At 36.3% G+C, this 25,762-nt stretch carries 20 protein-coding genes and 4 tRNA genes; 22 read left to right on the top strand and 2 right to left on the bottom strand.

Annotation, left to right across the window (positions count from 1 at the left end):
- Positions 1–51 precede the first annotated feature (51 nt).
- Positions 52–855, bottom strand: coding sequence for a T9SS-dependent choice-of-anchor J family protein (locus C8C84_RS00650; protein ID WP_121311685.1), 804 nt, complete (start codon positions 853–855; stop codon positions 52–54).
- 181 nt (positions 856–1,036) lie between these two features.
- A complete protein-coding gene (locus tag C8C84_RS00645) occupies positions 1,037–2,689 on the bottom strand; it encodes a PNGase F N-terminal domain-containing protein (RefSeq protein WP_121311684.1) in 1,653 nt (550 codons plus the stop codon).
- A gap of 56 nt (positions 2,690–2,745) precedes the next feature.
- Here C8C84_RS00645 and C8C84_RS00640 point away from each other — a divergent pair, with 56 nt between their 5' ends.
- From C8C84_RS00640 to C8C84_RS00535, 22 genes are all read left to right on the top strand, one after another.
- The gene (locus tag C8C84_RS00640) at positions 2,746–4,014 is read left to right on the top strand and encodes a DUF2851 family protein (RefSeq protein ID WP_121311683.1); all 1,269 of its coding nucleotides are present in this window, start codon (positions 2,746–2,748) and stop codon (positions 4,012–4,014) included.
- A 3-nt stretch (positions 4,015–4,017) separates the two neighbouring features.
- Complete coding sequence (locus C8C84_RS00635) at positions 4,018–4,245, top strand: PspC domain-containing protein (RefSeq protein WP_121311682.1); 228 nt, start codon at positions 4,018–4,020, stop codon at positions 4,243–4,245.
- A gap of 2 nt (positions 4,246–4,247) precedes the next feature.
- A complete protein-coding gene (locus C8C84_RS00630) occupies positions 4,248–5,129 on the top strand; it encodes a helix-hairpin-helix domain-containing protein (protein WP_121311681.1) in 882 nt (293 codons plus the stop codon).
- Positions 5,130–5,160: 31 nt separating this feature from the next.
- The gene (locus C8C84_RS00625; protein ID WP_121311680.1) at positions 5,161–6,330 is read left to right on the top strand and encodes an acyl-CoA dehydrogenase family protein; all 1,170 of its coding nucleotides are present in this window, start codon (positions 5,161–5,163) and stop codon (positions 6,328–6,330) included.
- A gap of 186 nt (positions 6,331–6,516) precedes the next feature.
- Positions 6,517–6,711 carry a 30S ribosomal protein S21 gene (gene rpsU / locus C8C84_RS00620; protein ID WP_121311679.1) on the top strand — a complete coding sequence of 65 codons (195 nt, stop codon included), beginning with the start codon at positions 6,517–6,519 and terminating at the stop codon, positions 6,709–6,711.
- A 68-nt stretch (positions 6,712–6,779) separates the two neighbouring features.
- On the top strand, positions 6,780–7,676 hold the full coding sequence (locus tag C8C84_RS00615) for a tyrosine-type recombinase/integrase (protein ID WP_121311678.1): 897 nt from the start codon (positions 6,780–6,782) through the stop codon (positions 7,674–7,676).
- Positions 7,677–7,708: 32 nt separating this feature from the next.
- The gene (hpf, locus tag C8C84_RS00610; protein ID WP_121311677.1) at positions 7,709–8,011 is read left to right on the top strand and encodes a ribosome hibernation-promoting factor, HPF/YfiA family; all 303 of its coding nucleotides are present in this window, start codon (positions 7,709–7,711) and stop codon (positions 8,009–8,011) included.
- 91 nt (positions 8,012–8,102) lie between these two features.
- A tRNA-Thr gene (locus C8C84_RS00605) sits at positions 8,103–8,176 on the top strand.
- 30 nt (positions 8,177–8,206) lie between these two features.
- A tRNA-Tyr gene (locus C8C84_RS00600) sits at positions 8,207–8,288 on the top strand.
- A gap of 164 nt (positions 8,289–8,452) precedes the next feature.
- Positions 8,453–8,524, top strand: a tRNA-Thr gene (locus tag C8C84_RS00595).
- 55 nt (positions 8,525–8,579) lie between these two features.
- Complete coding sequence (tuf, locus tag C8C84_RS00590; protein WP_121311676.1) at positions 8,580–9,767, top strand: elongation factor Tu; 1,188 nt, start codon at positions 8,580–8,582, stop codon at positions 9,765–9,767.
- Between the two features lie 62 nt (positions 9,768–9,829).
- Positions 9,830–9,900: transfer RNA gene (locus C8C84_RS00585), tRNA-Trp, on the top strand.
- A gap of 18 nt (positions 9,901–9,918) precedes the next feature.
- The gene (gene secE / locus C8C84_RS00580) at positions 9,919–10,116 is read left to right on the top strand and encodes a preprotein translocase subunit SecE (protein WP_121311675.1); all 198 of its coding nucleotides are present in this window, start codon (positions 9,919–9,921) and stop codon (positions 10,114–10,116) included.
- A gap of 10 nt (positions 10,117–10,126) precedes the next feature.
- Entirely contained in the window at positions 10,127–10,678 is a 552-nt protein-coding gene (gene nusG / locus C8C84_RS00575) for a transcription termination/antitermination protein NusG (protein ID WP_121311674.1), read from the top strand.
- 65 nt (positions 10,679–10,743) lie between these two features.
- Positions 10,744–11,184 carry a 50S ribosomal protein L11 gene (gene rplK / locus C8C84_RS00570; protein WP_121311673.1) on the top strand — a complete coding sequence of 147 codons (441 nt, stop codon included), beginning with the start codon at positions 10,744–10,746 and terminating at the stop codon, positions 11,182–11,184.
- A gap of 8 nt (positions 11,185–11,192) precedes the next feature.
- Positions 11,193–11,882: a 50S ribosomal protein L1 gene (gene rplA, locus C8C84_RS00565; protein WP_121311672.1), complete on the top strand. Its 690-nt coding sequence runs from the start codon at positions 11,193–11,195 to the stop codon at positions 11,880–11,882.
- 23 nt (positions 11,883–11,905) lie between these two features.
- Positions 11,906–12,406 (top strand): 50S ribosomal protein L10, encoded by a 501-nt coding sequence (gene rplJ / locus C8C84_RS00560; protein WP_121311671.1) that lies wholly within the window; start codon positions 11,906–11,908, stop codon positions 12,404–12,406.
- Positions 12,407–12,459: 53 nt separating this feature from the next.
- Positions 12,460–12,834 carry a 50S ribosomal protein L7/L12 gene (rplL, locus tag C8C84_RS00555; RefSeq protein WP_121311670.1) on the top strand — a complete coding sequence of 125 codons (375 nt, stop codon included), beginning with the start codon at positions 12,460–12,462 and terminating at the stop codon, positions 12,832–12,834.
- 266 nt (positions 12,835–13,100) lie between these two features.
- Complete coding sequence (rpoB, locus tag C8C84_RS00550; RefSeq protein ID WP_121311669.1) at positions 13,101–16,913, top strand: DNA-directed RNA polymerase subunit beta; 3,813 nt, start codon at positions 13,101–13,103, stop codon at positions 16,911–16,913.
- 80 nt (positions 16,914–16,993) lie between these two features.
- The gene (gene rpoC / locus C8C84_RS00545; protein ID WP_121311668.1) at positions 16,994–21,298 is read left to right on the top strand and encodes a DNA-directed RNA polymerase subunit beta'; all 4,305 of its coding nucleotides are present in this window, start codon (positions 16,994–16,996) and stop codon (positions 21,296–21,298) included.
- A gap of 116 nt (positions 21,299–21,414) precedes the next feature.
- A complete protein-coding gene (locus C8C84_RS00540) occupies positions 21,415–21,726 on the top strand; it encodes a DUF3467 domain-containing protein (protein ID WP_121311667.1) in 312 nt (103 codons plus the stop codon).
- A gap of 503 nt (positions 21,727–22,229) precedes the next feature.
- Positions 22,230–25,751 (top strand): S-layer family protein, encoded by a 3,522-nt coding sequence (locus tag C8C84_RS00535; protein WP_121311666.1) that lies wholly within the window; start codon positions 22,230–22,232, stop codon positions 25,749–25,751.
- The last annotated feature ends 11 nt before the right edge of the window (positions 25,752–25,762 follow it).

Below are 25,762 nucleotides of genomic sequence, written 5' to 3'. Positions count from 1 at the left end.
AAAAAGTCTCGTTTTCTGAACGAGACTTTTTATTTGAACGAGATTTTTTCTCTAGATTTTAATGACTTTTTCAGTCTTAACTCTTCCGTCAGTTGCGGTAACTTTCGCAACATACGATCCACTTGACAGTTCTGTTAAATCAATTTGAGTTGACGCTGTAGCTGTTTTGATCAGATTCCCTAAAATGCTATAGATTTCGATTTTTGTAATCGATTCCGAACTATTGACATTTAAAATATTTTTTGTCGGATTTGGGTAAAATGAAATAGTGGCGTTATCGAAGTTTGTAGTAGACAAAGTTCCGGTAACGTTTACATCGTCAACGAACCAATTGTCGCCATCATCTTGTATCATTACAAAAGCAATATAAATTTGTTGACCATCATATATTGATAAATCAACGGTTTTTAGATCGCCCGGTTGTAATGCCGGAATCGTAACATTTGAAAAATCACTCTCTGCATAAGTGCTGACAATCTCAAAAGTTAATGGATCTGTTGCCGATGTTGTAGAAACTCTAATGCTATAATCAGTTGCATAATCATCAGTATATTGCTGACCTCCGTAAAAAGTCAAAGTGCTTTCGGTATAGTTGGTTAAATCTACCAAAGGAGTGATTAACCAGTCTTCTGCTGGTCCACCGGTTACGTTTTCATACCTTACAAAGGCTGAATTAGTTGGAGAATAACTACGAGTGGTTGAAGTGCCCCAGTTTTGAGCAGTTCCTATGCCATTTGTTCCAATGAAACTTGTCCAGCCCGCTGGTAAAGTTGCCGCGGCATCAAAATTTTCGCTTAACTGTGCGTAAGAGAAAAAGTTTGATAAAATAAATGAAATTAAGTAAATTTTCTTCATAGTAAATTGATTTAAAGTTAATTAACTCAAAGGTATTGTTTTTTTTAATTTTATTGAAAAATATGATGTTTTTTTTCCTATAAATTTTGAGATAAATTTGGTTTATTTGTTATTTTAATAAAGATAGTTTTACGAAAATCATAAAAAATATAATTAAAATTAAAGAAATAACGTTTTTGTTTTATTGTTCTCCAATCAGAACGCCCGAAACATTCCACGAACTGAAACTTCCGCCTTCAGGCAAACCTTGTGGGATTTTAATTTGCATCAAATGTGTTCCGGCTTCTAAATCACCCAAATCAATAAAAATAGGATTGGTTACTGTTCCGGGACACCAATTTGACCTGCTGTAATCCGACGAAGATAATCCGTTCGGGAAATTCCCGGAAGCTGGATTAGATAAACGATACGAGCCACAATCTTGTCGCCAAGGTGTAAAGCTGAAAGTTTCCTTATCGTTTAAGTAAATAGAATTTTTCTTCGGTACAAATTCATCACCATTTTCCCATCCGCCATGACCTGAAGTGATGTAGCGCAATTTGCAATTCTTCATCGGTTTTTCTAGTTTGAAAGAGACTTCCAAACCTTTGTCATTGTTAAACATCGTTCCATATTCTTGACCGGCCATTTCCATAATGTTATTGGTGCAAAACAAAGGAATAATTTGAGTTGGTTTTATGATAGATTCGTTTTCGGTATGAATGGTAATATTTGCAGAAACTTTGTGACCGCCTTTGTCATAATTGCCAATGTTGATGCCTAGCCATACTTCCTTTCCGCTCAACAAACTTCTCAAATCCGAAACATCTTGTCGGTACAAAACGTTTTCAGCCCAAGTCTTGTCTTTCAATTGGAGTGTATTGTATTGTTTCACCCCAAAAGGTGTAAAAAAACGCATCAATTCTACCACTGGATTGTAATTATCAGTAATAATTACACCTTGATATTCTTTGCCGTTACCATTAGTGTAAATAGGTAATGTTTTAGCGCCATTTTGTAAACCATTCAAAAACGATATTTCTTTATCCGTCGGAATCATAAAAAGCGAACCGGTTCGGTCATAAGCATCACCATTGGATTGTTCAGTAACATCGACAAAAATTTGACTACCAACTTTAATTTCCGGTAATTGGACTTTCCTTACCGCTATAGTTCCATTGGCAAAGCGCAAAATAGAATCGTTAGATTTTGATTCGTCTGAGAAATTGAGGATTTGATCTTTGAAAACAGAAATTGTCGTAAATCGACTTTTCCACAGCAAGTCTTTATAAGTCAATGCGTCGACTTGTTTTTGGGGCAATTGAAATATTGGGAATGATTTTATCTGTTCTATTTTAGTCGCCGAAATCACAAAGTTGCCATTGCGAACCATTTCCAGAACCAAACCTAAATTTTGACCCAAAACGGTTGGTGAACCTTTCACTTTCAATTCGTCCGTATACCAGAATTCAATTGTATTCGAATTGACAATCGTTTTGGCTTTTTTGCAATTGTAACCCAAGACTTTTTTGGTGTCGTTTGTGTATTCGAATGTTTGCTTGCCCAATGAAACGCTGTCTTTTGTCGCAATGATTTCTGAACTTTTCAAAGTCGCCTTTTGAAAAAAAGAATTAGAGCTTCTATCGACAATAGTTTCCTCAAAAGGGAAATCAGCTTTTTGATTTCTGATGTTTTCCGTGCTCAATAGAGTTTGATTGTTATTGGCAAAAACCCAAACCGCATCTTGGTTTTCAATCAAATTTCCATTGGAACTTTTCAAATAAGTGATTTTATAATTTTGCGAAAAGCAATTTGCTGAAATTACCAACAAAAACAATAAAAGTAAATTTTTCATTACAAAAATTTTGAATATAAAAGTAAATTTCTTACTTTGGTTAAAAATTTAGAATCGTGAAAGAAGATTTTCTTCATTATGTATGGCAATATAAGAAGTTTGGCTTTTCCAACCTAACTACGGTTTCGGGAGAAGAACTAACGATTGTCAATACAGGTCAATATTTGAAGCAATCCGGTCCCGATTTTTTTAATGCCCAAATTATTATTGGGAACCAAAAATGGGCAGGCAATATAGAAATTCATTTGAAGTCTTCAGATTGGTATTTGCACCAACATGAAAATGATGACCATTACAACAATGTTATACTGCATGTCGTTTGGGAACACGATACGCCAATTTTTAGAAAAAACAATGCAGAAATTCCAACCTTAGCACTTAGGAAGTATGTTGCGAACGATAGTTTGAATCAATATTTGTCGTTGATTATGCCTAAATCTTGGATTTATTGTGAAAGTCAGCTAAATGATGTTGATGAATTTGTTTTTAAAAATTGGCAAGAGCGATTGTTTTTCGAACGTCTGGAACGAAAATCCATTCCGATTGACGAACTTTTGCAAGAAACGGATAATGATTGGGAAGCGGTATTGTTTTATATGTTGGCTAAAAATTTTGGGCTAAATACCAATGGCGAAATCTTTTTAAAAATGGCAAAGTCTATCCCGTTTTCAATTATACGAAAAGAGAGCTTTGAAGTGGAGAATTTAGAAGCACTTTTGTTTGGTAAACTGGATTTGTTGCCTATGGTTGCTGAAGATTTTTACAGCAAAGATTTGCAAAACCGTTCGACATATATTACGCTGAAACATCGCTTAAAAAAAGCATTTATAGAACCGGTGCAATTTTTTAAACATCGTCCGGATAATTTTCCAACGATTCGTTTGGCACAATTGGCGATGTTATACCACAAGCAGCAAAATCTGTTTTCCAAAATTATAGCCACACATTCGCTTGAGGATTTTTATAAATTGTTTGAGGTTGGCGTTTCTTCCTATTGGGAAAACCACTATCAATTTGACAAAGAAAGCCCGAAAAAGAAAAAACATTTCTCTAAATCTTTTATTGATTTGTTAGTGATTAATACGATTGTACCGTTTCAATTTGCTTATGCCAAAAGTCAAGGAAAAGAAATTTCAGAGCAGCTTTTACAACTCATGGAAACTATAGCGCCTGAAAAGAATATTATCATTGAAAAGTTTTCTAATTTTGGAGTCAAATCAAAGAATGCTTTTGAAACGCAATCGCTTTTGCAACTGAAAAACAATTATTGCAATCATAGTAAGTGTTTGCAGTGCGTCATTGGAATCCAACTTTTAAAGAATTAGCAAATGTCACCGGTAATACAACTAAAATACTTCTTCGAAAAACACGGTTTTCACGTTTCGTCTCGTTTGGCTGACAAGCTGGGAATGCGTGCGTCGAATGTGCGTTTGTTTTTTATTTATATCACTTTCGTTACTGCCGGATTGTGGTTTGGCGTGTATCTAACCTTGGCGTTTTGGATTAAGTTGAAAGATTTAATTCGTGGCAAACGAACATCAGTTTTTGATTTGTAAATATGACGAATGATAATTCCATCCTGCAATCGATTTTAAGTTATTCGAAAAGTCAACGAATTGGAATTATACTGTTGTTTTTAATTATAGTTATTTGTCAGGGATTTTATCTTTTTAATGATTTTAAAACTTTTGAGACTACAAATAAAGAAGAAGCCAATTGGTTAGCGAATCAAAGCCTGATTGACAGTCTTAAACTTCAAAATAAAAATTACAAACCCACGATTTATCCCTTCAACCCTAATTTTATTACTGATTTTAAGGGATACAAACTCGGTATGTCTGTTGCAGAAATCGACCGATTATTGGCCTACAGAAAGCAAAATAAGTTTGTCAATTCGGCAGCAGAGTTTCAGGTAGTGACTAAAGTTTCTGATTCTTTGCTGAGAACCATTTCGCCTTATTTTAAATTTCCGGATTGGGCGAAGAACAAAAAGGAATACAATTCGACTTATGTCAAAAACGAATTTTCAAGAGTTGAAAAAATCACAATTCTCGACATCAATGAAGCCAGCAAAGAAGATTTGATGAAAATCTATGGCATTGGCGATAAAATTTCGGACAGGATTTTGGAACAAAAAGGCAAGTTAGGCGCTTTTGTATCGATGGAACAAATGCATGATGTTTGGGGTTTATCGCCCGAAGTAATTGAAAAACTGAATCAATATTTTGATGTAAAATCGACTTCCAAAATCAAAAGAATCAACATTAACAATGCTTCAGTCAAAGAGTTATCTCAATTTCCGTTTTTTAGATATGCGTTGGCTAAAGAAATAGTTATTTACAGAAGCATGAATGGCGACATCAAAACTGAGGATTTGTCAAAAATTAAAGGATTTCCTGTTGATAAAATAAAAATAATTGCCTTATATTTGGAATTCTAAAAAAATAGCTTAAAAAAGTAGCCTTATTTATATGAATTCAACATATTTTACAGAAGAACACGAATTGTTTAGAAAAAGTTTGCAAGATTTTTTGCAAAAAGAAGTAGTGCCGCACATTGAAAAATGGGAAAAAACAGGTACTATTGAACGCTTTATTTGGAAAAAATTTGGCGATATGGGCTTCTTCGGATTAAAATATCCGGAAGCTTATGGTGGAATGAATTTGGATTTGTTTTATACGGTAATATTTTTAGAAGAGCTTCAAAAAATAAAATCTTCCGGTTTTGCCGCTGCCATGTGGGCACATGCCTATTTAGCCATGACACATTTAAATGCCGAAGGTGATGAAAGAATTAAGCAAGATTATTTGGCGCCCAGTATCACAGGTGACAAAATAGGTGCTTTGTGTCTTACCGAACCTTTTGGCGGAAGCGATGTGGCAGGAATGAGAACAACAGCCATCAAAAAGGGAGATAAATATGTGATTAATGGTTCTAAAACATTTATCACAAATGGCGTATATGCGGATTATTATGTAGTGGCGGCCAAGACAAGTCCGGAGTTGGGAAACAAAGGAATAAGTATATTTCTGATGGATACTAATTTAAAAGGGATTTCGGCTACCAAGTTGGATAAATTAGGTTGGAGAGCTTCTGATACTGCTGAGATTTCTTTTGATAATGTTGAAATTCCTTTAGAAAATTTAATGGGCGAAGAAGGAAAAGGCTTTCCTTATATCATGCAACATTTTGCTCTAGAGCGATTAATTATGGCCATCAATGCCCATGCGAGAGCTGAATACGCAATCGAATATACTATTGAATACATGTCGCAACGAGAAGCCTTTGGAAAAACCATAAACAAATTTCAAGCCTTACGCCATACGATGGTTGACCATGTTACCGATGTAGAACATTGTAAATTATTTAATTATGCCGCGGCAGCACGATTAGATAAAGGAGAATATGTGGTAAAAGAAGCCACTATGGCCAAATTAAAATCAACCAAAGTGGCCGATGATGCTATTTACAGTTGCTTGCAAATGTTAGGAGGTTACGGTTATATGGAAGAATATCCGTTGGCGCGTTTATTAAGAGATAGTCGTTTAGGACCAATTGGCGGCGGAACTTCTGAAATTCTCAGAGAGATTTTGTCTAAAATGATTATTGACAAACAAAGCTATCAGCCTGCGGTGAAATAATTTTTTGAAAGGATAATTAAGAAAATAGACCAAGAGATGAGAGATTGTTTCTTGGTTTTTTTGTTTTTCATCTGTCATCTGTCTGTCCATTATCTTTTCTCTCATAAAATAATTCACAATTCATAATTCGTAATTCAAAAATTATATTACTTTTGCACCCACTAAATGAGAGGAGGTGTCTAAATTATGTTGATTATACCAATTAAAGACGGAGAAAACATTGATAGAGCATTAAAGCGCTACAAGAGAAAATTCGATAAAACCGGAACTGTAAGACAACTTAGAGCGCGTCAAGCGTTTACTAAGCCATCTGTAGTGAGAAGAGCACAAGTTCAAAAAGCTGCTTATATCCAAAACATGAGAGACAATATCGAAGGATAGTTAAATTCCTGATAAGATATAACCGCTGATCATTAAAGTTTCCTAACTTTGAGGTCAGCGGTTTTTTTATGGAAAATTTTAAAAATAAGTTTCAAGATTATTTACTGTTAGAGAAAAAATATTCTTTGCATACAGTGACCGCTTATATCAATGACATTGGTTTCTTTGAGTCGTTTTTGTCTAGTGCTTTTGATGATAATAATTTAATTACGGTAAATTACAATCAAGTTCGTGCTTGGATAGTTTCGCTTTCAGATGACGGAATTTCCAATTCCTCGATTAACCGAAAAATTTCTTCTTTAAAATCGTTTTATAAATTTTTGCTCAAAACAAAGCAAATCGAAACGAGTCCGCTTTTGAAGCACAAAGCCTTGAAAGCACCTAAGAAATTACAAATTCCTTTCTCGGAAAAAGAACTCGATTTGGTTTTAAATCAAATAGTTTACACTAATGATTTTGATGGCATTCGTGATAAATTGATAGTCGATTTATTTTACACTACCGGCATTCGTAGAGCTGAACTGATTAATTTGAAATTGCAAAATATCGACTTGTCAAACGGAACCTTAAAAGTATTGGGAAAAAGAAATAAGGAAAGGATTATACCGATTCTACCGGTTGTTGAAAATCAAATAAAATTATATTTAACAGAAAGGTCACATTTACAAAGGATTGTGGATGGTGAGTATTTTTTCTTACTGTTAAAAGGCGTTAAATTGAACGATTCGTTTGTTTATCGTTTAATAAATTATTACTTTAGTAATGTCTCCGAGAAGGTTAAAAAGAGTCCGCATATATTGAGACACACGTTTGCAACTCACCTTCTAAACAACGGAGCGGATATTAATTCCGTTAAAGAATTATTGGGGCATTCTAGTTTGGCGTCTACGCAAGTCTACACTCACAGCAGTTTGGCGGAACTTAAAAAGGTGTATGGTAACGCTCATCCTAGAAACAGACAATAATTTTACAATGTTTAATCATTAAAATTTTAATTATGAAGGTAAATGTTCATGCAGTAAATTTCACTGTCGACAGAAAGCTGGTTGATTTCATCGAAGAAAGATTAGGTAAACTTGAAAAATTCTATGACAAAGTAGTTTCGTCAGATGTTTTTTTGAAGGTCGACAATACAAGTGAGAAGGAAAATAAAATTGTGGAGGTTAAAATTCATGTCCCGGGAGATGATTTTATGGTAAAGAAACAATGTAAAACATTCGAGGAAGCGGTGGAGTTGTCTTCTGAATCTTTAGAAAGATTGTTGGTTAAAAGAAAGGAAAAAATCAGAACACATATATAAGAGAAATTTTTTTCTAAAAATGTTTTGATTAAAAGATAAAATCCATACATTTGCAGTCCGTTAGAAATAGCGGACTTTTTTTATTGTGTATGCCAGCGTAGCTCAGTTGGCTAGAGCAGCTGATTTGTAATCAGCAGGTCGTGGGTTCGAGTCCCTCCGCCGGCTCAATTTTAGGGATAAAAGATAAGAAAAGTGGGGGAGATACTCAAGCGGCCAACGAGGGCGGACTGTAAATCCGCTGATTACATCTTCGCAGGTTCGAATCCTGCTCTCCCCACAAAAGTTTTGTTTAGGAAAGCTTTTGAAAATTTATTTTCAAAAAAGACTGAAGAACAAAACTTTAGTAAAGGTTCACCTTTACGGATCACCGAGTGAAGCGAGGTAATCCTGTCGTCGGGTTTGTAACCCGAAGGTTAAAAAGGCAAACGTTTATGGTTCCTTGCCGACTTAGCTCAGGGGTAGAGTGCTTCCTTGGTAAGGAAGAGGTCACGGGTTCAATTCCCGTAGTTGGCTCAAAATTGTAAAATTTGAACACTAATATATAAACTAAGATTAAAAATTAAGTAAAATGGCAAAAGAAAATTTTAACCGTAACAAGCCCCACTTAAACATTGGAACAATTGGGCACGTTGACCACGGAAAAACAACTTTAACTGCAGCGATCACAAAAGTATTATCTGATGCAGGTTACTGTCAAGCGAAATCATTTGATCAAATTGATAACGCTCCAGAAGAAAAAGAAAGAGGTATTACTATCAATACTTCACACGTTGAGTATGAAACTGCTAACCGTCACTACGCACACGTTGACTGTCCTGGTCACGCGGATTACGTAAAGAACATGGTTACTGGTGCTGCTCAAATGGACGGTGCTATTTTAGTAGTTGCTGCAACAGACGGACCAATGCCACAAACACGTGAGCACATCCTTTTAGGACGTCAGGTTGGTATTCCAAGAATCGTTGTATTCATGAACAAAGTGGATATGGTTGATGATGCGGAATTATTAGAATTAGTTGAAATGGAAATCAGAGACTTGTTGTCTTTCTACGATTATGATGGAGATAATGGTCCTGTAGTTCAAGGTTCAGCTTTAGGTGGATTGAATAACGATCCGGCTTGGGTACCAAAAATCATTGAATTGATGGAAGCGGTTGATAATTGGATTCAAGAGCCAGAAAGAGATGTTAACAAACCTTTCTTGATGCCGGTTGAAGACGTATTTACAATTACTGGTCGTGGAACTGTTGCTACAGGTCGTATCGAAACTGGTATCTGTAATACAGGTGATCCTGTTGAAATCATTGGTATGGGTGCTGAGAAATTAACTTCTACAGTAACTGGTATCGAAATGTTCCGTCAAATCTTGGATAGAGGTGAGGCTGGAGATAACGCTGGTATCTTGTTAAGAGGTGTTGCTAAAGAAGATATCAAAAGAGGAATGGTTATTTGTAAGCCAGGATCTGTAAAACCACACGCTAAATTCAAAGCTGAGGTTTATATCTTGAAAAAAGAAGAAGGTGGTCGTCACACACCATTCCACAATAACTACCGTCCACAGTTCTACGTACGTACAACTGACGTAACAGGAGTTATCTCTTTACCAGCTGGTGTAGAGATGGTAATGCCAGGTGATAACTTAACTATTGAAGTTTCTTTGTTGAGTGCAATCGCTTTGAACATCGGTTTACGTTTCGCTATCCGTGAAGGTGGTAGAACAGTAGGTGCCGGTCAGGTTACTGAAATTTTAGACTAATTATCTAATTAAATATATTGCCAGCAGAGAGCCTTTCGGTTACTCTGCTGGTTTTTAATGAAACGGGCGTAGTTCAAGGGTAGAATAGCGGTCTCCAAAACCGTTGATGGGGGTTCGAATCCCTCCGCCCGTGCAAAAAAAATAATTTACAATGACAAAAATTGTTAACTATATATCAGAAGCATTTGAAGAATTGAGAACAAATGTTACTTGGCCGGAATGGGCTGAAGTTCAAAAGTACACTATTGTAGTGGCTGTATTCTCAATTGTTTTAGCGCTGGCAACTTGGGGTGTTGATGAAGCTTGTGCAAAAGTAATTGCCGGTTTCTTTAATTGGTTAAAACCTTAATTTTTCTGAAATGGCTGATATTAATGTAAAGAAATGGTATGTCGTTAGGGCTGTTAGTGGTCAAGAAAATAAAGTGAAAGCTTATATCGAAACCGAAATTAACAGATTAGGCATGGCAGATTATATCTCGCAAGTACTTGTTCCAACTGAAAAAGTAGTGCAAGTTAGAGATGGGAAAAAGATAGCTAAGGATAAAGTATACTTTCCTGGTTATGTCATGATTGAAGCTAACTTGGTTGGTGAAATTCCACACATCATTAAATCAATTACTGGTGTTATTGGTTTCTTAGGAGAAGTTAAAGGTGGAGATCCGGTGCCGTTAAGATTGTCAGAAGTAAACAGAATGCTTGGTAAAGTGGATGAGTTGGCTGTCAATACAGATACCCAAAATATTCCTTTCAATATAGGAGAAACAATCAAGGTTGTTGATGGTCCTTTCAATGGTTTCAACGGAACTATTGACAAAATCAATGAAGAAAAGCGTAAGCTGGAAGTAATGGTGAAAATTTTCGGAAGAAAAACACCATTGGAACTGAGCTTTATGCAAGTTGAAAAAGTATAATTTGTTACACTATTATAAACCGCAATAATCCGCTTCCACAGATTATTGTAAATTTTTAAAAAACAATGGCTAAAGAGATTAGTAAAGTAGTTAAACTACAAGTTAAGGGAGGTGCTGCGAACCCGTCGCCACCGGTTGGACCTGCTCTGGGAGCTGCTGGTGTTAATATCATGGAATTCTGTAAGCAGTTCAATGCTAGAACCCAAGATCAACCCGGCAAAGTGTTACCGGTACAAATTACCGTGTATAAAGACAAATCGTTTGATTTTGTTGTAAAAACTCCACCTGCTGCAATTCAATTATTGGATGCTGCTAAATTAAAATCTGGTTCAGGCGAGCCTAATAGAAAAAAAGTTGCTAGCGTAACTTGGGATCAAATTAAAGCTATCGCCGAAGACAAGATGGTCGATTTAAATGCATTCACACCTGAAAAAGCTATGAGCATGATTGCTGGAACAGCTAGATCTATGGGTATAACTGTAACTGGAGATTCTCCTCTAAAATAAGGTAAGAAATGGCAAAATTGACAAAAAAACAAAAAGAGGCTGCTTCAAAAATTGAAAAAAACAAACTGTATTCTTTAAAAGACGCTTCGTCTTTATTGAAAGTTGTTGCTTCAGCAAAATTTGACGAGTCTGTAGATATTGCTGTTCGTTTAGGAGTTGATCCAAGAAAAGCAAATCAAATGGTAAGAGGTGTTGTAACCCTTCCTCATGGAACCGGTAAAGATACTAAAGTATTAGCTTTAGTTACACCGGATAAAGAAGCAGAAGCGAAAGCGGCTGGTGCTGACTATGTAGGATTAGACGATTACCTTCAAAAAATTAAAGATGGTTGGACAGATGTTGATGTAATCATCACTATGCCGGCTATCATGGGTAAATTAGGTCCTTTAGGACGTGTTTTAGGTCCAAGAGGTTTAATGCCAAACCCTAAAACAGGAACAGTAACCATGGAAATTGGTAAAGCTGTTGCTGAAGTAAAAGCGGGTAAAATCGACTTTAAAGTTGATAAAACTGGAATCGTTCACGCAGGTATCGGAAGAATTTCTTTCGAAGCGGATAAGATTGTAGATAACGCTCACGAGATTATTCAAACATTACTTAAATTAAAACCAACTGCAGCTAAAGGAACATATATTAAGAGTATTCACATCTCTTCTACTATGAGCCCTGCTATCGCTTTAGATCCTAAAGCAGTATAATTGGTAGTTAAACAAATTTTATTATGACAAGAGAAGAAAAATCAATCGCGATAGAAGATTTAACTGCAAAGTTGGCCGAAAGTAATATTGTATATATTGCTGACACCTCTGGGTTAGACGCAGAAACTACTTCAAACCTAAGAAGAGCTTGTTTTAAAGCAGGTATCAAATTAGAAGTAGTTAAGAACACTTTGCTTGGAAAAGCAATGGAAGCTTCAAGTAATGATTATGGTGATTTGTCATCTGTGTTAAAAGGAAACTCTTCTATTTTTATCGCAGACATCGCAAATTCTCCAGCAAAAATCATTAAAGATTTCAGAAAAAAATCAGATAAGCCTGCATTTAAAGGTGCTTACATCAACGGTGAAATTTACATCGGAGATAACCTTTTGGATAGCTTAGCTTCATTGAAATCTAAAGAAGAAGTTATTGGAGAAATCATTGGATTACTTCAATCTCCTGCAAAACGCGTTATTGCTGCATTATTAAACAATGCAGAACAAAAAGGCGAAACAGCAGAATAATTAGAGCAGACTAAAAAAATAATAATTAAAGAACATTTTAAACGATAGAAAAAATGGCAGATTTGAAACAATTCGCAGAACAATTAGTTAACCTTACGGTAAAAGAAGTTAACGATTTAGCTACAATATTAAAAGATGAGTATGGTATCGAGCCTGCTGCTGCAGCTGTAGTAGTTGCTGCTGGTGGTGCTGGTGCTGGTGATGCTGCTGAAGAGCAAACTGAATTCACAGTAGTATTGAAAGAAGCTGGAGCTTCTAAATTAGCTGTTGTAAAAGCAGTTAAAGAATTAACAGGTCTTGGCTTAAAAGAAGCTAAAGATTTAGTTGACGGCGCTCCATCAAACATCAAAGAAGGAGTTACTAAAGCAGAAGCTGAAGGTTTGAAAAAATCTTTAGAAGAAGCTGGAGCTGTTGTTGAGTTAAAATAATCCAACACCGGTTTTAGAACTAGGTTTAGGCCTTGGACAATGCGTCCAAGGGCCTAAACCATTTTTCGTATAATAAAATTATAGAAAGTTTTATTATCATATTAAGTTTAAAATACGAAAAAGTTTTTGATCAATACGAAGAAAAAAATCGACTAATTTCCTGGTTTATTTTTAAAGATGTATTGGTTACAAAAAAGGAAAGTATAAATTAAACAGTGTTTTTACACACAAAAATTACTTTTTTTAAATCAAAATTTTGTCCATTGATGATAACAAATCAGACTGAAAGATTGAATTTTGCCTCTACTAAAAACATACCTCAATATCCGGATTTCCTAGATGTTCAGGTTAAATCTTTTAAAGATTTCTTCCAATTGGAAACCAAATCTGACGAGAGAGGCAACGAAGGGTTATACAATACCTTCATGGAAAACTTTCCAATTACTGATACAAGAAACCAATTTGTATTGGAGTTCCTAGATTATTTTGTTGACCCACCGCGTTACACTATTCAAGAGTGTATCGAAAGAGGTTTAACATATAGTGTGCCTCTAAAAGCCAGACTAAAACTATACTGTACTGATCCGGAGCACGAAGATTTTGAAACGATTGTTCAAGATGTTTATCTTGGAACAATTCCATACATGACACCAAGCGGAACTTTCGTTATCAATGGTGCCGAGCGTGTGGTAGTTTCTCAATTACACCGTTCGCCTGGTGTTTTCTTTGGTCAGTCTTTCCATGCTAATGGTACTAAGTTGTATTCTGCTAGAGTAATTCCTTTCAAAGGTTCATGGATTGAATTTGCTACCGATATCAACAGCGTTATGTATGCTTATATCGATAGAAAGAAAAAATTACCGGTGACTACTCTTTTCCGTGCTATCGGATTCGAAAGAGATAAGGACATTCTTGAAATATTTGACCTTGCAGAAGAAATCAAAGTTTCAAAAACCGGTCTTAAGAAATACGTTGGAAGAAGATTAGCTGCGAGAGTATTAAATACTTGGCACGAAGATTTCGTTGACGAGGATACTGGTGAAGTAGTATCTATCGAACGTAACGAAATTATCTTGGATAGAGATACCATTATCGACAAAGATAATGTGGAAGAAATCATCGATTCTAACGTAAAATCTATTTTGTTACATAAAGAAGATGCTAATCAAGGTGATTACGCTATCATCCATAATACTTTACAAAAAGACCCAACAAACTCAGAAAAAGAAGCTGTTGAGCACATTTACCGTCAGTTGCGTAATGCAGAACCGCCTGATGAAGAAACGGCTCGTGGCATCATAGATAAATTATTCTTCTCTGACCAACGTTATAACTTAGGTGAAGTTGGTCGTTACAGAATGAACAAAAAATTGAACCTTGATATCCCAATGGAAAAGCAAGTCTTGACCAAAGAAGATATCATCACTATCGTAAAATATTTGATCGAATTAATCAACTCTAAAGCGGAGATTGATGATATTGATCACTTATCAAATCGTCGTGTGAGAACCGTTGGTGAGCAATTGTCTCAACAATTTGGTGTAGGTTTAGCCCGTATGGCCAGAACCATCCGTGAGAGAATGAACGTTAGAGATAACGAGGTGTTTACACCAATCGATTTGATCAATGCTAAAACATTATCATCGGTAATCAACTCTTTCTTTGGTACAAACCAGTTGTCTCAATTCATGGATCAAACAAATCCACTAGCTGAGATTACACACAAAAGAAGATTATCTGCCCTTGGGCCAGGTGGACTTTCAAGAGAAAGAGCCGGTTTCGAGGTACGTGACGTTCACTATACGCACTACGGAAGACTTTGTCCGATTGAAACGCCTGAAGGACCAAACATTGGATTGATTTCATCTTTGGGTGTTTATGCTAAAGTAAACGGAATGGGATTCATCGAAACACCATACCGTAAAGTAACTAACGGAACAGTTGATTTAACTTCTGAACCAATTTACTTAAGCGCAGAAGAAGAAGAAGGGAAAATGATTGCTCAGGCAAACATCGAAATGGACGCCAAAGGAAAAATTACTGCCGATAAAGTTATTGCCCGTGAAGAAGGCGATTTCCCGGTTGTTGATCCTAACGAAATTCATTATACTGACGTTGCGCCGAACCAAATCGCCTCGATTTCAGCTTCATTGATTCCTTTCTTGGAGCATGATGATGCGAACCGTGCGTTGATGGGCTCCAACATGATGCGTCAGGCTGTACCATTGTTACGTCCTGAAGCACCAATCGTAGGAACAGGTTTAGAGCGTCAAGTAGCGTCTGACTCAAGAGTATTAATCAATGCGGAAGGAAACGGAACTGTAGAGTACGTTGACGCCAACATGATTACTATCAAATACGATAGAACAGAAGAGGAAAGAATGGTAAGTTTTGACCCAGATGAGAAATCGTATAACTTGATCAAATTCAGAAAAACAAATCAAAGTACGTCTATCAACTTGAAGCCAATCGTAAGAAAAGGCGACAGAGTGAAATTAGGACAAGTACTTTGTGAAGGATATGCAACACAAAACGGAGAGTTGGCTTTGGGTAGAAACCTTAAAGTTGCGTTTATGCCTTGGAAAGGGTATAACTTCGAGGATGCGATTGTAATTTCTGAAAAAGTAGTTCGTGACGATATCTTCACGTCTATCCACGTTGATGATTATTCATTGGAAGTTAGAGATACGAAATTAGGTAACGAAGAGTTAACTAATGATATCCCGAACGTTTCTGAAGAAGCTACCAAAGACTTGGATGAAAACGGAATGATCAGAATCGGAGCCGAAGTTAAACCTGGCGACATTCTAATCGGAAAAATTACACCAAAAGGAGAATCAGATCCTACACCGGAAGAGAAATTGCTTCGTGCCATCTTCGGGGATAAAGCAGGAGATGTAAAAGATGCTTCGTTAAAAGCGTCTCCATCGTTACACGGTGTGGTTTTAGACAAAAAATTATTCGCGAGAGCGGTAAAAGATAAAAAGAAACGTACCAAAGATAAAGACGATTTGACGTCTTTGGAAATGGAATTCGAAACCAAATTTGTTGAGTTAAAAGACAAATTGGTTGAAAAATTATTCACCATAGTAAACGGAAAAACATCGCAAGGTGTCATGAACGATTTAGGAGAAGAAGTTTTACCAAAAGGTAAAAAATACACTCAAAAAATGTTACATGCCGTAGAAGATTTCGCTCACTTGACTAAAGGACAATGGGTTGCAGATGAAGAAACTAACCACTTGGTTAACGACTTAATCCACAACTACAAAATCAAATTAAACGATTTGCAAGGTGCTTTAAGAAGAGAGAAATTTACCATCACTGTTGGAGATGAATTACCAGCCGGTATCTTGAAATTGGCGAAAGTTTATATCGCTAAGAAACGTAAATTGAAAGTGGGTGATAAAATGGCGGGACGTCACGGTAACAAAGGTATTGTTGCTCGTATCGTTCGTCACGAAGATATGCCATTCTTAGAAGATGGAACTCCGGTTGATATCGTATTGAATCCACTAGGTGTACCTTCTCGTATGAACATCGGTCAGATTTATGAAACTGTTTTGGGTTGGGCCGGACAAAAATTAGGAAGAACTTATGCGACACCTATTTTTGATGGAGCAACATTAGACCAAATCAATGCCTTGACAGACGAAGCAGGTATTCCACAATTCGGTCATACTTATTTGTATGATGGAGGAACTGGAGAACGTTTCCACCAAGCAGCAACTGTTGGAGTAATCTATATGTTGAAATTGGGACACATGGTTGACGATAAAATGCACGCTCGTTCTATCGGTCCATACTCTTTGATTACACAACAACCATTGGGTGGTAAAGCCCAATTTGGAGGTCAGCGTTTCGGAGAAATGGAGGTTTGGGCACTTGAAGCTTATGGAGCATCAAGTACGCTAAGAGAAATTTTGACTGTTAAATCGGATGACGTAATCGGTAGAGCTAAAACTTACGAAGCAATCGTTAAGGGAGAAACTATGCCGGAACCGGGATTACCAGAATCATTCAATGTATTAATGCATGAATTGAAAGGTCTTGGATTAGACATCAGATTAGAAGAATAAAAATAGTTGGCAGTGGCAGTGTTCGGATACACTATCTGAACACTGAACACTGAATACTGAACACTTTAAATGTTACGACTATGATGAATAGAAATAAAGATACTAAAAATACTATCAAAAGATTTGACAGAATTTCGATAGGACTAGCTTCACCGGAATCTATCTTGGCTGAGTCAAGAGGAGAGGTTTTGAAGCCGGAAACTATCAACTATAGAACCCACAAACCAGAACGTGATGGTCTTTTCTGTGAGCGAATTTTCGGTCCGGTAAAAGATTTTGAATGTGCCTGTGGTAAATACAAAAGAATCCGTTATAAAGGAATCGTTTGTGACCGTTGTGGTGTTGAAGTAACCGAGAAAAAAGTACGTAGAGACAGAGTTGGTCACATCAATTTGGTGGTGCCGATTGCTCACATCTGGTACTTCCGTTCGTTACCAAACAAAATTGGGTACATTCTTGGATTGCCATCTAAGAAATTAGACATGATTATTTACTACGAAAGATACGTAGTAATCCAAGCCGGTATTGCTCAAAATGCAGATGGTGAATCATTACACCGTTTAGACTTTTTGACAGAAGAAGAATATCTGAATATTTTAGATACCCTTCCGATGGAAAATCAATATTTAGATGACAATGATCCAAATAAATTCATCGCCAAAATGGGTGCTGAATGTATCATGGATTTATTGGCACGAACTGATTTAAATGAGTTGTCTTACAGCTTACGTCACGCGGCTAATAACGAAACGTCTAAACAAAGAAAAACAGAAGCGTTAAAAAGATTACAAGTTGTTGAATCTTTCCGTGAGTCAAACCTAAACAGAGAAAACCGTCCTGAGTGGATGATTTTGAAAGTAATTCCGGTGATACCGCCAGAATTGCGTCCGTTGGTGCCGCTTGATGGAGGTCGTTTCGCAACTTCCGATTTGAACGATTTGTACAGAAGAGTGATCATCCGTAACAACCGTTTGAAAAGATTAATGGAAATCAAAGCTCCTGAAGTAATCTTAAGAAACGAAAAACGTATGTTGCAGGAATCAGTAGATTCCTTATTTGACAACACGCGTAAAGCTTCTGCAGTTAAAACAGAATCAAACAGACCATTAAAATCTTTATCAGATTCGTTAAAAGGTAAACAAGGTCGTTTCCGTCAAAACTTATTAGGGAAACGTGTGGATTATTCTGCTCGTTCGGTAATTGTTGTTGGACCTGAAATGAAATTGTTCGAATGTGGTCTGCCAAAAGATATGGCTGCTGAACTATACAAACCATTCGTTATTCGTAAGTTAATCGAAAGAGGAATTGTTAAAACAGTTAAGTCTGCTAAGAAAATCATCGACAAAAAAGAGCCAGTAGTTTGGGATATCCTGGAGAATGTAATCAAAGGTCACCCGGTATTATTAAACCGTGCTCCTACGTTACACAGATTAGGTATCCAAGCTTTCCAACCAAAATTAATTGAAGGAAAAGCAATCCAGTTACACCCGTTAGTATGTACGGCGTTCAATGCGGATTTTGATGGTGACCAGATGGCGGTTCACTTACCGTTAGGACCGGAAGCTATTTTGGAAGCACAATTATTAATGTTGGCTTCTCATAATATCTTGAATCCTGCGAATGGTGCTCCGATTACGGTTCCTTCTCAAGACATGGTACTTGGTCTTTATTATATGACCAAAGAAAGATTATCAGTTCCTGAACATAAAATCTTAGGTGAAGGCTTGACTTTTTATTCTGCTGAAGAATGTAATATTGCTATCAACGAAGGAAGAGTGGAATTGAATGCTCGTGTTAAAATCAGAGCTAAAGATTTCAATGAAGAAGGAGAATTGGTATACAAAATTATCCAGACTACTGCCGGTAGAGTACTTTTTAATGAAGTAGTTCCACCAGCGGCAGGATATATCAACGAAGTATTGACTAAAAAATCTTTACGTGATATTATTGGAAAAATCCTTGCAGTAACTGATGTTCCTACAACGGCAGCGTTCCTTGATAACATGAAAGATATGGGGTACAAATTCGCTTTCAAAGGTGGATTGTCATTCTCATTAGGTGATATTAGAATTCCGGAGCAAAAAAATAAATTGATTGCTGACGCAAGAGAGCAAGTAGATGTAATTTCTACAAACTATAACATGGGTCTTATTACCAATAACGAACGTTACAACCAAGTTATTGATATCTGGACTTCTGCGAATGCACAATTGACAGAATTGGCGATGAAAAATATCCGTGAAGACCAACAAGGTTTCAACTCGGTATATATGATGCTTGATTCCGGAGCTCGTGGATCTAAAGAACAAATTCGTCAGTTAACCGGTATGCGTGGTTTGATGGCTAAGCCTAAAAAATCAACCGCTGGTGGTGGTGAAATTATTGAAAACCCGATTCTTTCTAACTTTAAGGAAGGTCTTTCAATTTTGGAGTATTTTATTTCTACGCACGGTGCGCGTAAAGGTCTGGCAGATACCGCTTTGAAAACGGCAGATGCTGGTTACTTGACTCGTCGTTTACATGACGTTTCTCAAGACGTAATCGTCAACTCTGTAGATTGTGGTACTTTAAGAGGAATTGATGTTTCTGCTTTAAAGAAAAATGAAGAAATCGTTGAAACTTTAGGAGAGAGAATCTTAGGACGTGTGGCGTTACAAGATGTAATCAATCCGTTGAACAATGAAATTTTAATTCATTCAGGTGAGCAAATTACTGAAGCAGTGGTTAAAGCAATTGAAGAATCTCCACTTGAAAGAGTAGATGTTCGTTCGCCTTTAACTTGTGAAGCTAAAAAAGGTATTTGTGCTAAATGTTACGGACGTAACCTAGCTACCGGAAAAATGACTCAAAAAGGAGAAGCAGTCGGTGTTATCGCTGCACAATCTATTGGAGAGCCTGGAACACAGTTGACACTTCGTACATTCCACGTTGGTGGAGTTGCCGGTGGTGTTTCTGAAGAATCTAGCATCATCGCAAGATTTGGAGGAAGATTAGAAATCGAAGATTTGAAAACAGTTGTTGGAGAAGACGGAGATGGGAACAAAGTAGATATCGTGGTTTCTCGTTCAACTGAATTGAAATTAGTAGATGTTAAAACAGGTATTTTATTAAGTACACACAATATTCCTTACGGTTCTGTTATCAATGTGAAAGATGGAGACACCGTTGAAAAAGGTGCTGCTATCTGTAAATGGGATCCATATAATGGAGTTATCGTTTCTGAATTTACCGGAAAAATTGCTTACGAAGATTTAGAGCAAGGACAATCGTTCCAAGTAGAAATCGATGAGCAAACCGGTTTCCAAGAAAAAGTAATTTCGGAAGGAAGAAATAAAAAATTAATCCCAACCTTATTGGTTTACGGTAAAGACGGAGAATTAATCCGTTCTTACAACTTACCGGTTGGTGCTCACCTTATGGTAGAAGATGGAGAGAAAATTAAAGCAGGTAAAATCTTGGTGAAAATTCCTCGTCGTTCTTCTAAAGCAGGTGATATCACCGGAGGTTTACCAAGAATTACCGAGTTGTTAGAAGCTCGTAATCCTTCAAACCCAGCGGTTGTTTCGGAAATCGATGGTGTAGTTTCTTTTGGAAAAATCAAAAGAGGTAACCGTGAGATAGTAATCGAATCTAAATTTGGTGAAATCAAGAAATACTTAGTGAAATTATCAAGTCAAATCTTAGTTCAAGAGAATGATTTCGTAAAAGCGGGTGTGCCTTTATCTGATGGAGCCATTACTCCGGATGATATCTTGAGAATCCAAGGTCCATCAGCTGTTCAACAGTATTTGGTTAACGAAATTCAAGAGGTTTATCGTTTGCAAGGGGTAAAAATCAATGACAAACACTTTGAAGTGGTTATTCGTCAAATGATGCGTAAAGTAAGAGTTGAAGATCCGGGAGATACTTTATTCCTTGAAGAGCAATTAATACACACGGCTGACTTTATCGAAGAAAACGATAAATTGTACGGAATGAAAGTGGTAGAAGATGCAGGTGACTCTGAGGTGTTAAAACCGGGTCAAATCGTTTCTCCACGTGAGTTAAGAGATGAAAATTCATTGTTGAAGCGTAATGATAAAAACCAAGTTGTGGCTCGTGATGTTATTACGGCTACGGCAACTCCGGTACTTCAAGGTATCACAAGAGCATCGTTACAAACGAAATCATTTATCTCGGCAGCATCGTTCCAAGAGACTACAAAAGTATTAAACGAAGCGGCAGTAGCCGGTAAAGTAGATACTTTAGAAGGTCTTAAAGAAAATGTTATCGTTGGCCACAGAATTCCTGCGGGAACTGGTATGAGAGATTACGATCACACTATTGTAGGTTCGAAAGAAGATTACAATGAAATCATGGCCAATAAAGAAGAATACATTTATTAATAGCAATATTAATAGTTATATTTAATAAAAGCCACTACTTTAAATCTTAAATTAGTGGCTTTTTAATTACCATGCGTAGCAAAACGGAATATCTAATATCAAAAATTTAATATCAAATGAGTGATAATAATCAACAACAAGGACAAATCAATATTGAGTTGGATGAAAAGACGGCCGAAGGAATTTATTCCAACTTGGCTATCATCAACCATTCAGCTTCTGAATTTGTAGTTGACTTTGTAACGATCATGCCTGGAGTGCCTAAGGCAAAAGTTAAATCGAGAATTGTGTTAACACCGCAACATGCTAAAAGATTTCTGAAAGCATTAGGGGAAAATATCCACCGATTTGAATTGGCCAATGGCGAAATAAAGGATACAGAGCAACCTCCGATTCCTTTGAATTTTGGTCCAGCCGGTCAAGCATAAATTAAATATGTTTTTTTATAGAAAACCTCTCAAGAAATGGAGAGGTTTTTTTTATGGGATAAATTCAGATTTTATTCTCTTTTGATTTTTACAGAAATTCATTTTTATACTTCTTTCGGACTAAATTCATGTGTTTTGTCGTTGTTCTTCTTGTTAAATCGATAAAATACATTTGTGCAATTTAGATTAATAATTTATTTGTAAAAATAATCTAAAGACTACAAAAAAGTATTTTATAGTGTAGTTTGTCGATGAAATGGAGTGACTTTAGATATTTTTTTTGTTTTTTTGTAGAACTAATCGTTTAACGTTTGTGGCGAATGGCTGTTTTAAAAATCATATTAGTAAGACGAAATTATGGTTTAAATTTAGTTTTGATTGCTAAATATGTAGATTACAACGATAATTTTTACCATTGAACAATTTTAATTGTTTGATGATTATGTATCAAATACTTTCGCTCAATATTTATTTACTCAAATCTAAAAATAAAATTTCTGCACATGAAAACAATTTTACAAAATTCTAAGATAAAAACAACAGTGTTTTTTCTGATGATGTTATTCTTTGCAAATGAATCTTTTGCGCAAGTGTCTATATTGAACAATTGGACAAATGTTTATAATGGCACAAGTAATTCAGGAACTCCTTCTTATGTTGTTCCAACAGGAACAGATTCTAATAGGTTATTAGTTGTCGCGATAGCTACTACTAGAACTACTGCTGGTAGCAGAAGTATCACACTCACATATGGTGGAAGATCTTTTACATTGGCAAATGGAGATTTAGCTACATCAAACCGACAACATACCGCGATTTATTATCTTAAAGAATCAGATCTAGATTTGGCTTCTAATACTACACTATCCTACAGTATTAGTAATGGTACAACAGCCTTAAATTCTGTGTGGGTCGGTGTTTTTGATTATGTAGACCAAACGACTTCCATTACAAATACCAGAGTTTATAATAGTACTACTGCTATTTCTGATTTCCAATTTAGCACTAATTTAACTATTAATGCAGGTGATCAAGCAATTCTTTTAGTGAATTCCTGTAGAGTAGGTAGCACTAGTGATAGAAATTTTGATAATTTTAATAGCTTTACGTCAGTAAATCAACAGACAGGTACTTTTAATACTTCAGGAACTTCAAATGATCTTGGAATTAATGGAGCCATAGCCAATTATACTACTTTGCCAACAAGTAATACTTCTTCTAATTGTTTAGTGGAATTAAGTGGTACTTCACTTCCTTCAATGACTGGTGTCAGTATTAAAGGATGTGCACTTCCAACAGTAAATGCAGGAAGTGCTCTAACAGCTATTTGTAAAGGTGGTACATCTGCACCATTGGGTGGAAGTAGAGGTGGTTCAGCAACTGGCGCTATTTGGTCTGATGGTGGTGTTGGAGGAACTTTTTCTCCGAATGCCACAACATTAAATGCTGCATGGACACCACCAAGTAATTATGAAGGAACTGCTACCTTAACTTTGACAACAACCGGTGGTTCGTGTGGAACGGTTTCAGCATCAAAAACACAAGTTGTTAATCCTACGCCTACATCAGTTATAGCAACAGAAAGCGCATCTACAATTTGCTCAGGAGATACTGTTGATTTAACGGCTAGTGCTAATTCCAATTCGGAGCTTACATCGGTTGTGCGACTAAATGAGGATTTTAACGGAACACCTGTTGGTTGGACTACAACTAATACAAGTTCTGGCGGTAATCCAGCTTTGGCTGCATGGACTTTGAGAAATGATTACACTATTAGTAGTGTTAATTTTAAAGGTATTGACAATACTCAGTTTTATATGAGTAATAGTGATGCACAAGGCAGTGGTAGTACTACGGATACAGCATTAACATCTCCATCTTTTAGTACAGTAGGTTTAAGTTCTGCGACCTTAAATTTTTATCATTATTATAGAGATTACAATGCAAATGATAATGCAGATGTTCAGGTTTCTGTTAATGGAACTACATGGACTACATTATCACCTTCATATACAGCTACTGTAGGTAGTTCTACTGGTTTTGTGTTAGGAACGTTTGATCTGTCTTCTTATTTGAATCAAGCTACGGTTTTTATTCGTTTCAAGTATCATGCAGAATGGGGTTATTATTGGGCAATCGATAATGTTTCTGTAACAGGAATGTCTTCAACTCCACCACCGGCAACTTTCGCATGGACATCAACGCCTTCAGGATTTACTTCTTCATTGCAAAACCCGACAGGTGTTGCGCCAACAGTTAATACATTTTACACTGTTACTGCTACCAATAGTTATGGTTGTAGCGCATCATCATCAACAGCAACAATTGCAGTTAGAAACACTTGGTTAGGAACTACAAGTACAGCATGGAATGTTGGCTCAAACTGGAGTTGTGGTGTGCCAACTGCTTCATCAAATGTAGTAATCAGCACAGCGGCTAACTACCCGGAAATATCTTCGGATGTTACAATTAATAGTTTGACATTAGATTCCGGGACTACTTTAAAAGTAACTTCATTATACGATTTAACAGTTACAGACATTATTGATAATGATGGAACTTTAACTATTGAAAACAATGCTAATTTAATCCAAGTAAATGATGTTGATAATACAGGTTCTGGTGCAACAGTAGTTAAAAGAAACAGTTCAGCAATAAACCGTTTTGATTATACTTTATGGTCTTCACCGGTAACCGGACAAGGATTATATGCTTTTTCACCTTTAACATTATCAACCCGTTTTTATCAATATCTTACTGCTACCAATTTTTATAACAATAGTGGTTTAGGGTTTTCTATTTCAGGGGCCGATCCTGTAACCGGAATAGGCGGTACAGATACTAACAATGTTCAATTTGCTACAGCAAAAGGATATCTTATAAGATCACCTTGGAATCATCCGACAGCTCCAACTGTTTGGACAGGTACTTTTAGCGGAGTTCCAAACAATGGCGATATACCTGTTACAGTTTCTACAGCGGGAGAACCTATAATTGGTTACGGTTATAATGCGGTTGGAAATCCATATCCATCCCGAATCAGTGTTCCTGATTTTATTGATGGTAATGCTAACATATCTGGTACTTTATACTTCTGGAGAAAAACGAATGATAATGCAGCAACTTCCTACGCAACACTTACTAAAACTGCTTATGTAGCTAATGGGGCATTGGGCGGTGATACAGGAACAGGTTTTTTCCCTAATGGAAATGGAGCTGAAGCTGATTGGGTTATCAATGTTGGACAAGGATTTTTTGTTAAAGTCAATAGTGGTTCTTCTATAAACTTTACCAATGGTATGAGAAGAATTTCAAATTCAAATCAGTTTTTTAGAAATTCTCAAACAGTAAATACAGTAAACAATGGTTTGTATTGGTTGAATTTAAATGCAAACACTGGTATTTTTAGTCAAATGGCTGTTGGATATAGCGAAGAAGGAACTTTGGATTTTGATAGAGGAATGGATGGGGAAAATATCAATAAAGATTTTTATTTGACAAGTTTAATAAATACAGGAGAATATTCTGTTCAAAGTAGACCAAGTTTTGAACCTACTGATGTAGTACCATTATCATACAAGGTTGGGACAGCGGGGAATTACAGTATTTCGATAGATCATTCTTCAGGTTTATTTGCAGAAGGTCAGTTGATTTATTTACGTGATAATTTGACTTCTACCACACACAATTTAGCCACAGGTGCTTATAATTTTAGCACTGATGCCGGTACATTCTCTTCTCGTTTTGAGATAGTTTACCAGTTGTCTTTAGGTGTTGATACACCAATATTTAATGATAACCAAGTAGTTGTTTACCAAAATGAAGCTAACGATTTAGTAATTAATACTGGTAATGTGGTAATGTCTGCTGTAAAAGTATTTGATATAAGAGGTAGATTATTATCAGAAAGCAAAGGAATCAATGCTTCTCAAACCACTATAACAGCTGGTCAGACCAATCAAGTATTATTGGTTCAAATTACTTCTCAAGAAGGGCCGGTTGTAACTAAAAAAGTAATAAGATAATTTTGCTTGTC

The organism is Flavobacterium sp. 102 (assembly GCF_003634615.1).
Classification (GTDB): domain Bacteria; phylum Bacteroidota; class Bacteroidia; order Flavobacteriales; family Flavobacteriaceae; genus Flavobacterium.
Note: the sequence above shows the minus strand (reverse complement) of the source record. Positions and strands in the feature narration are given on the sequence as shown.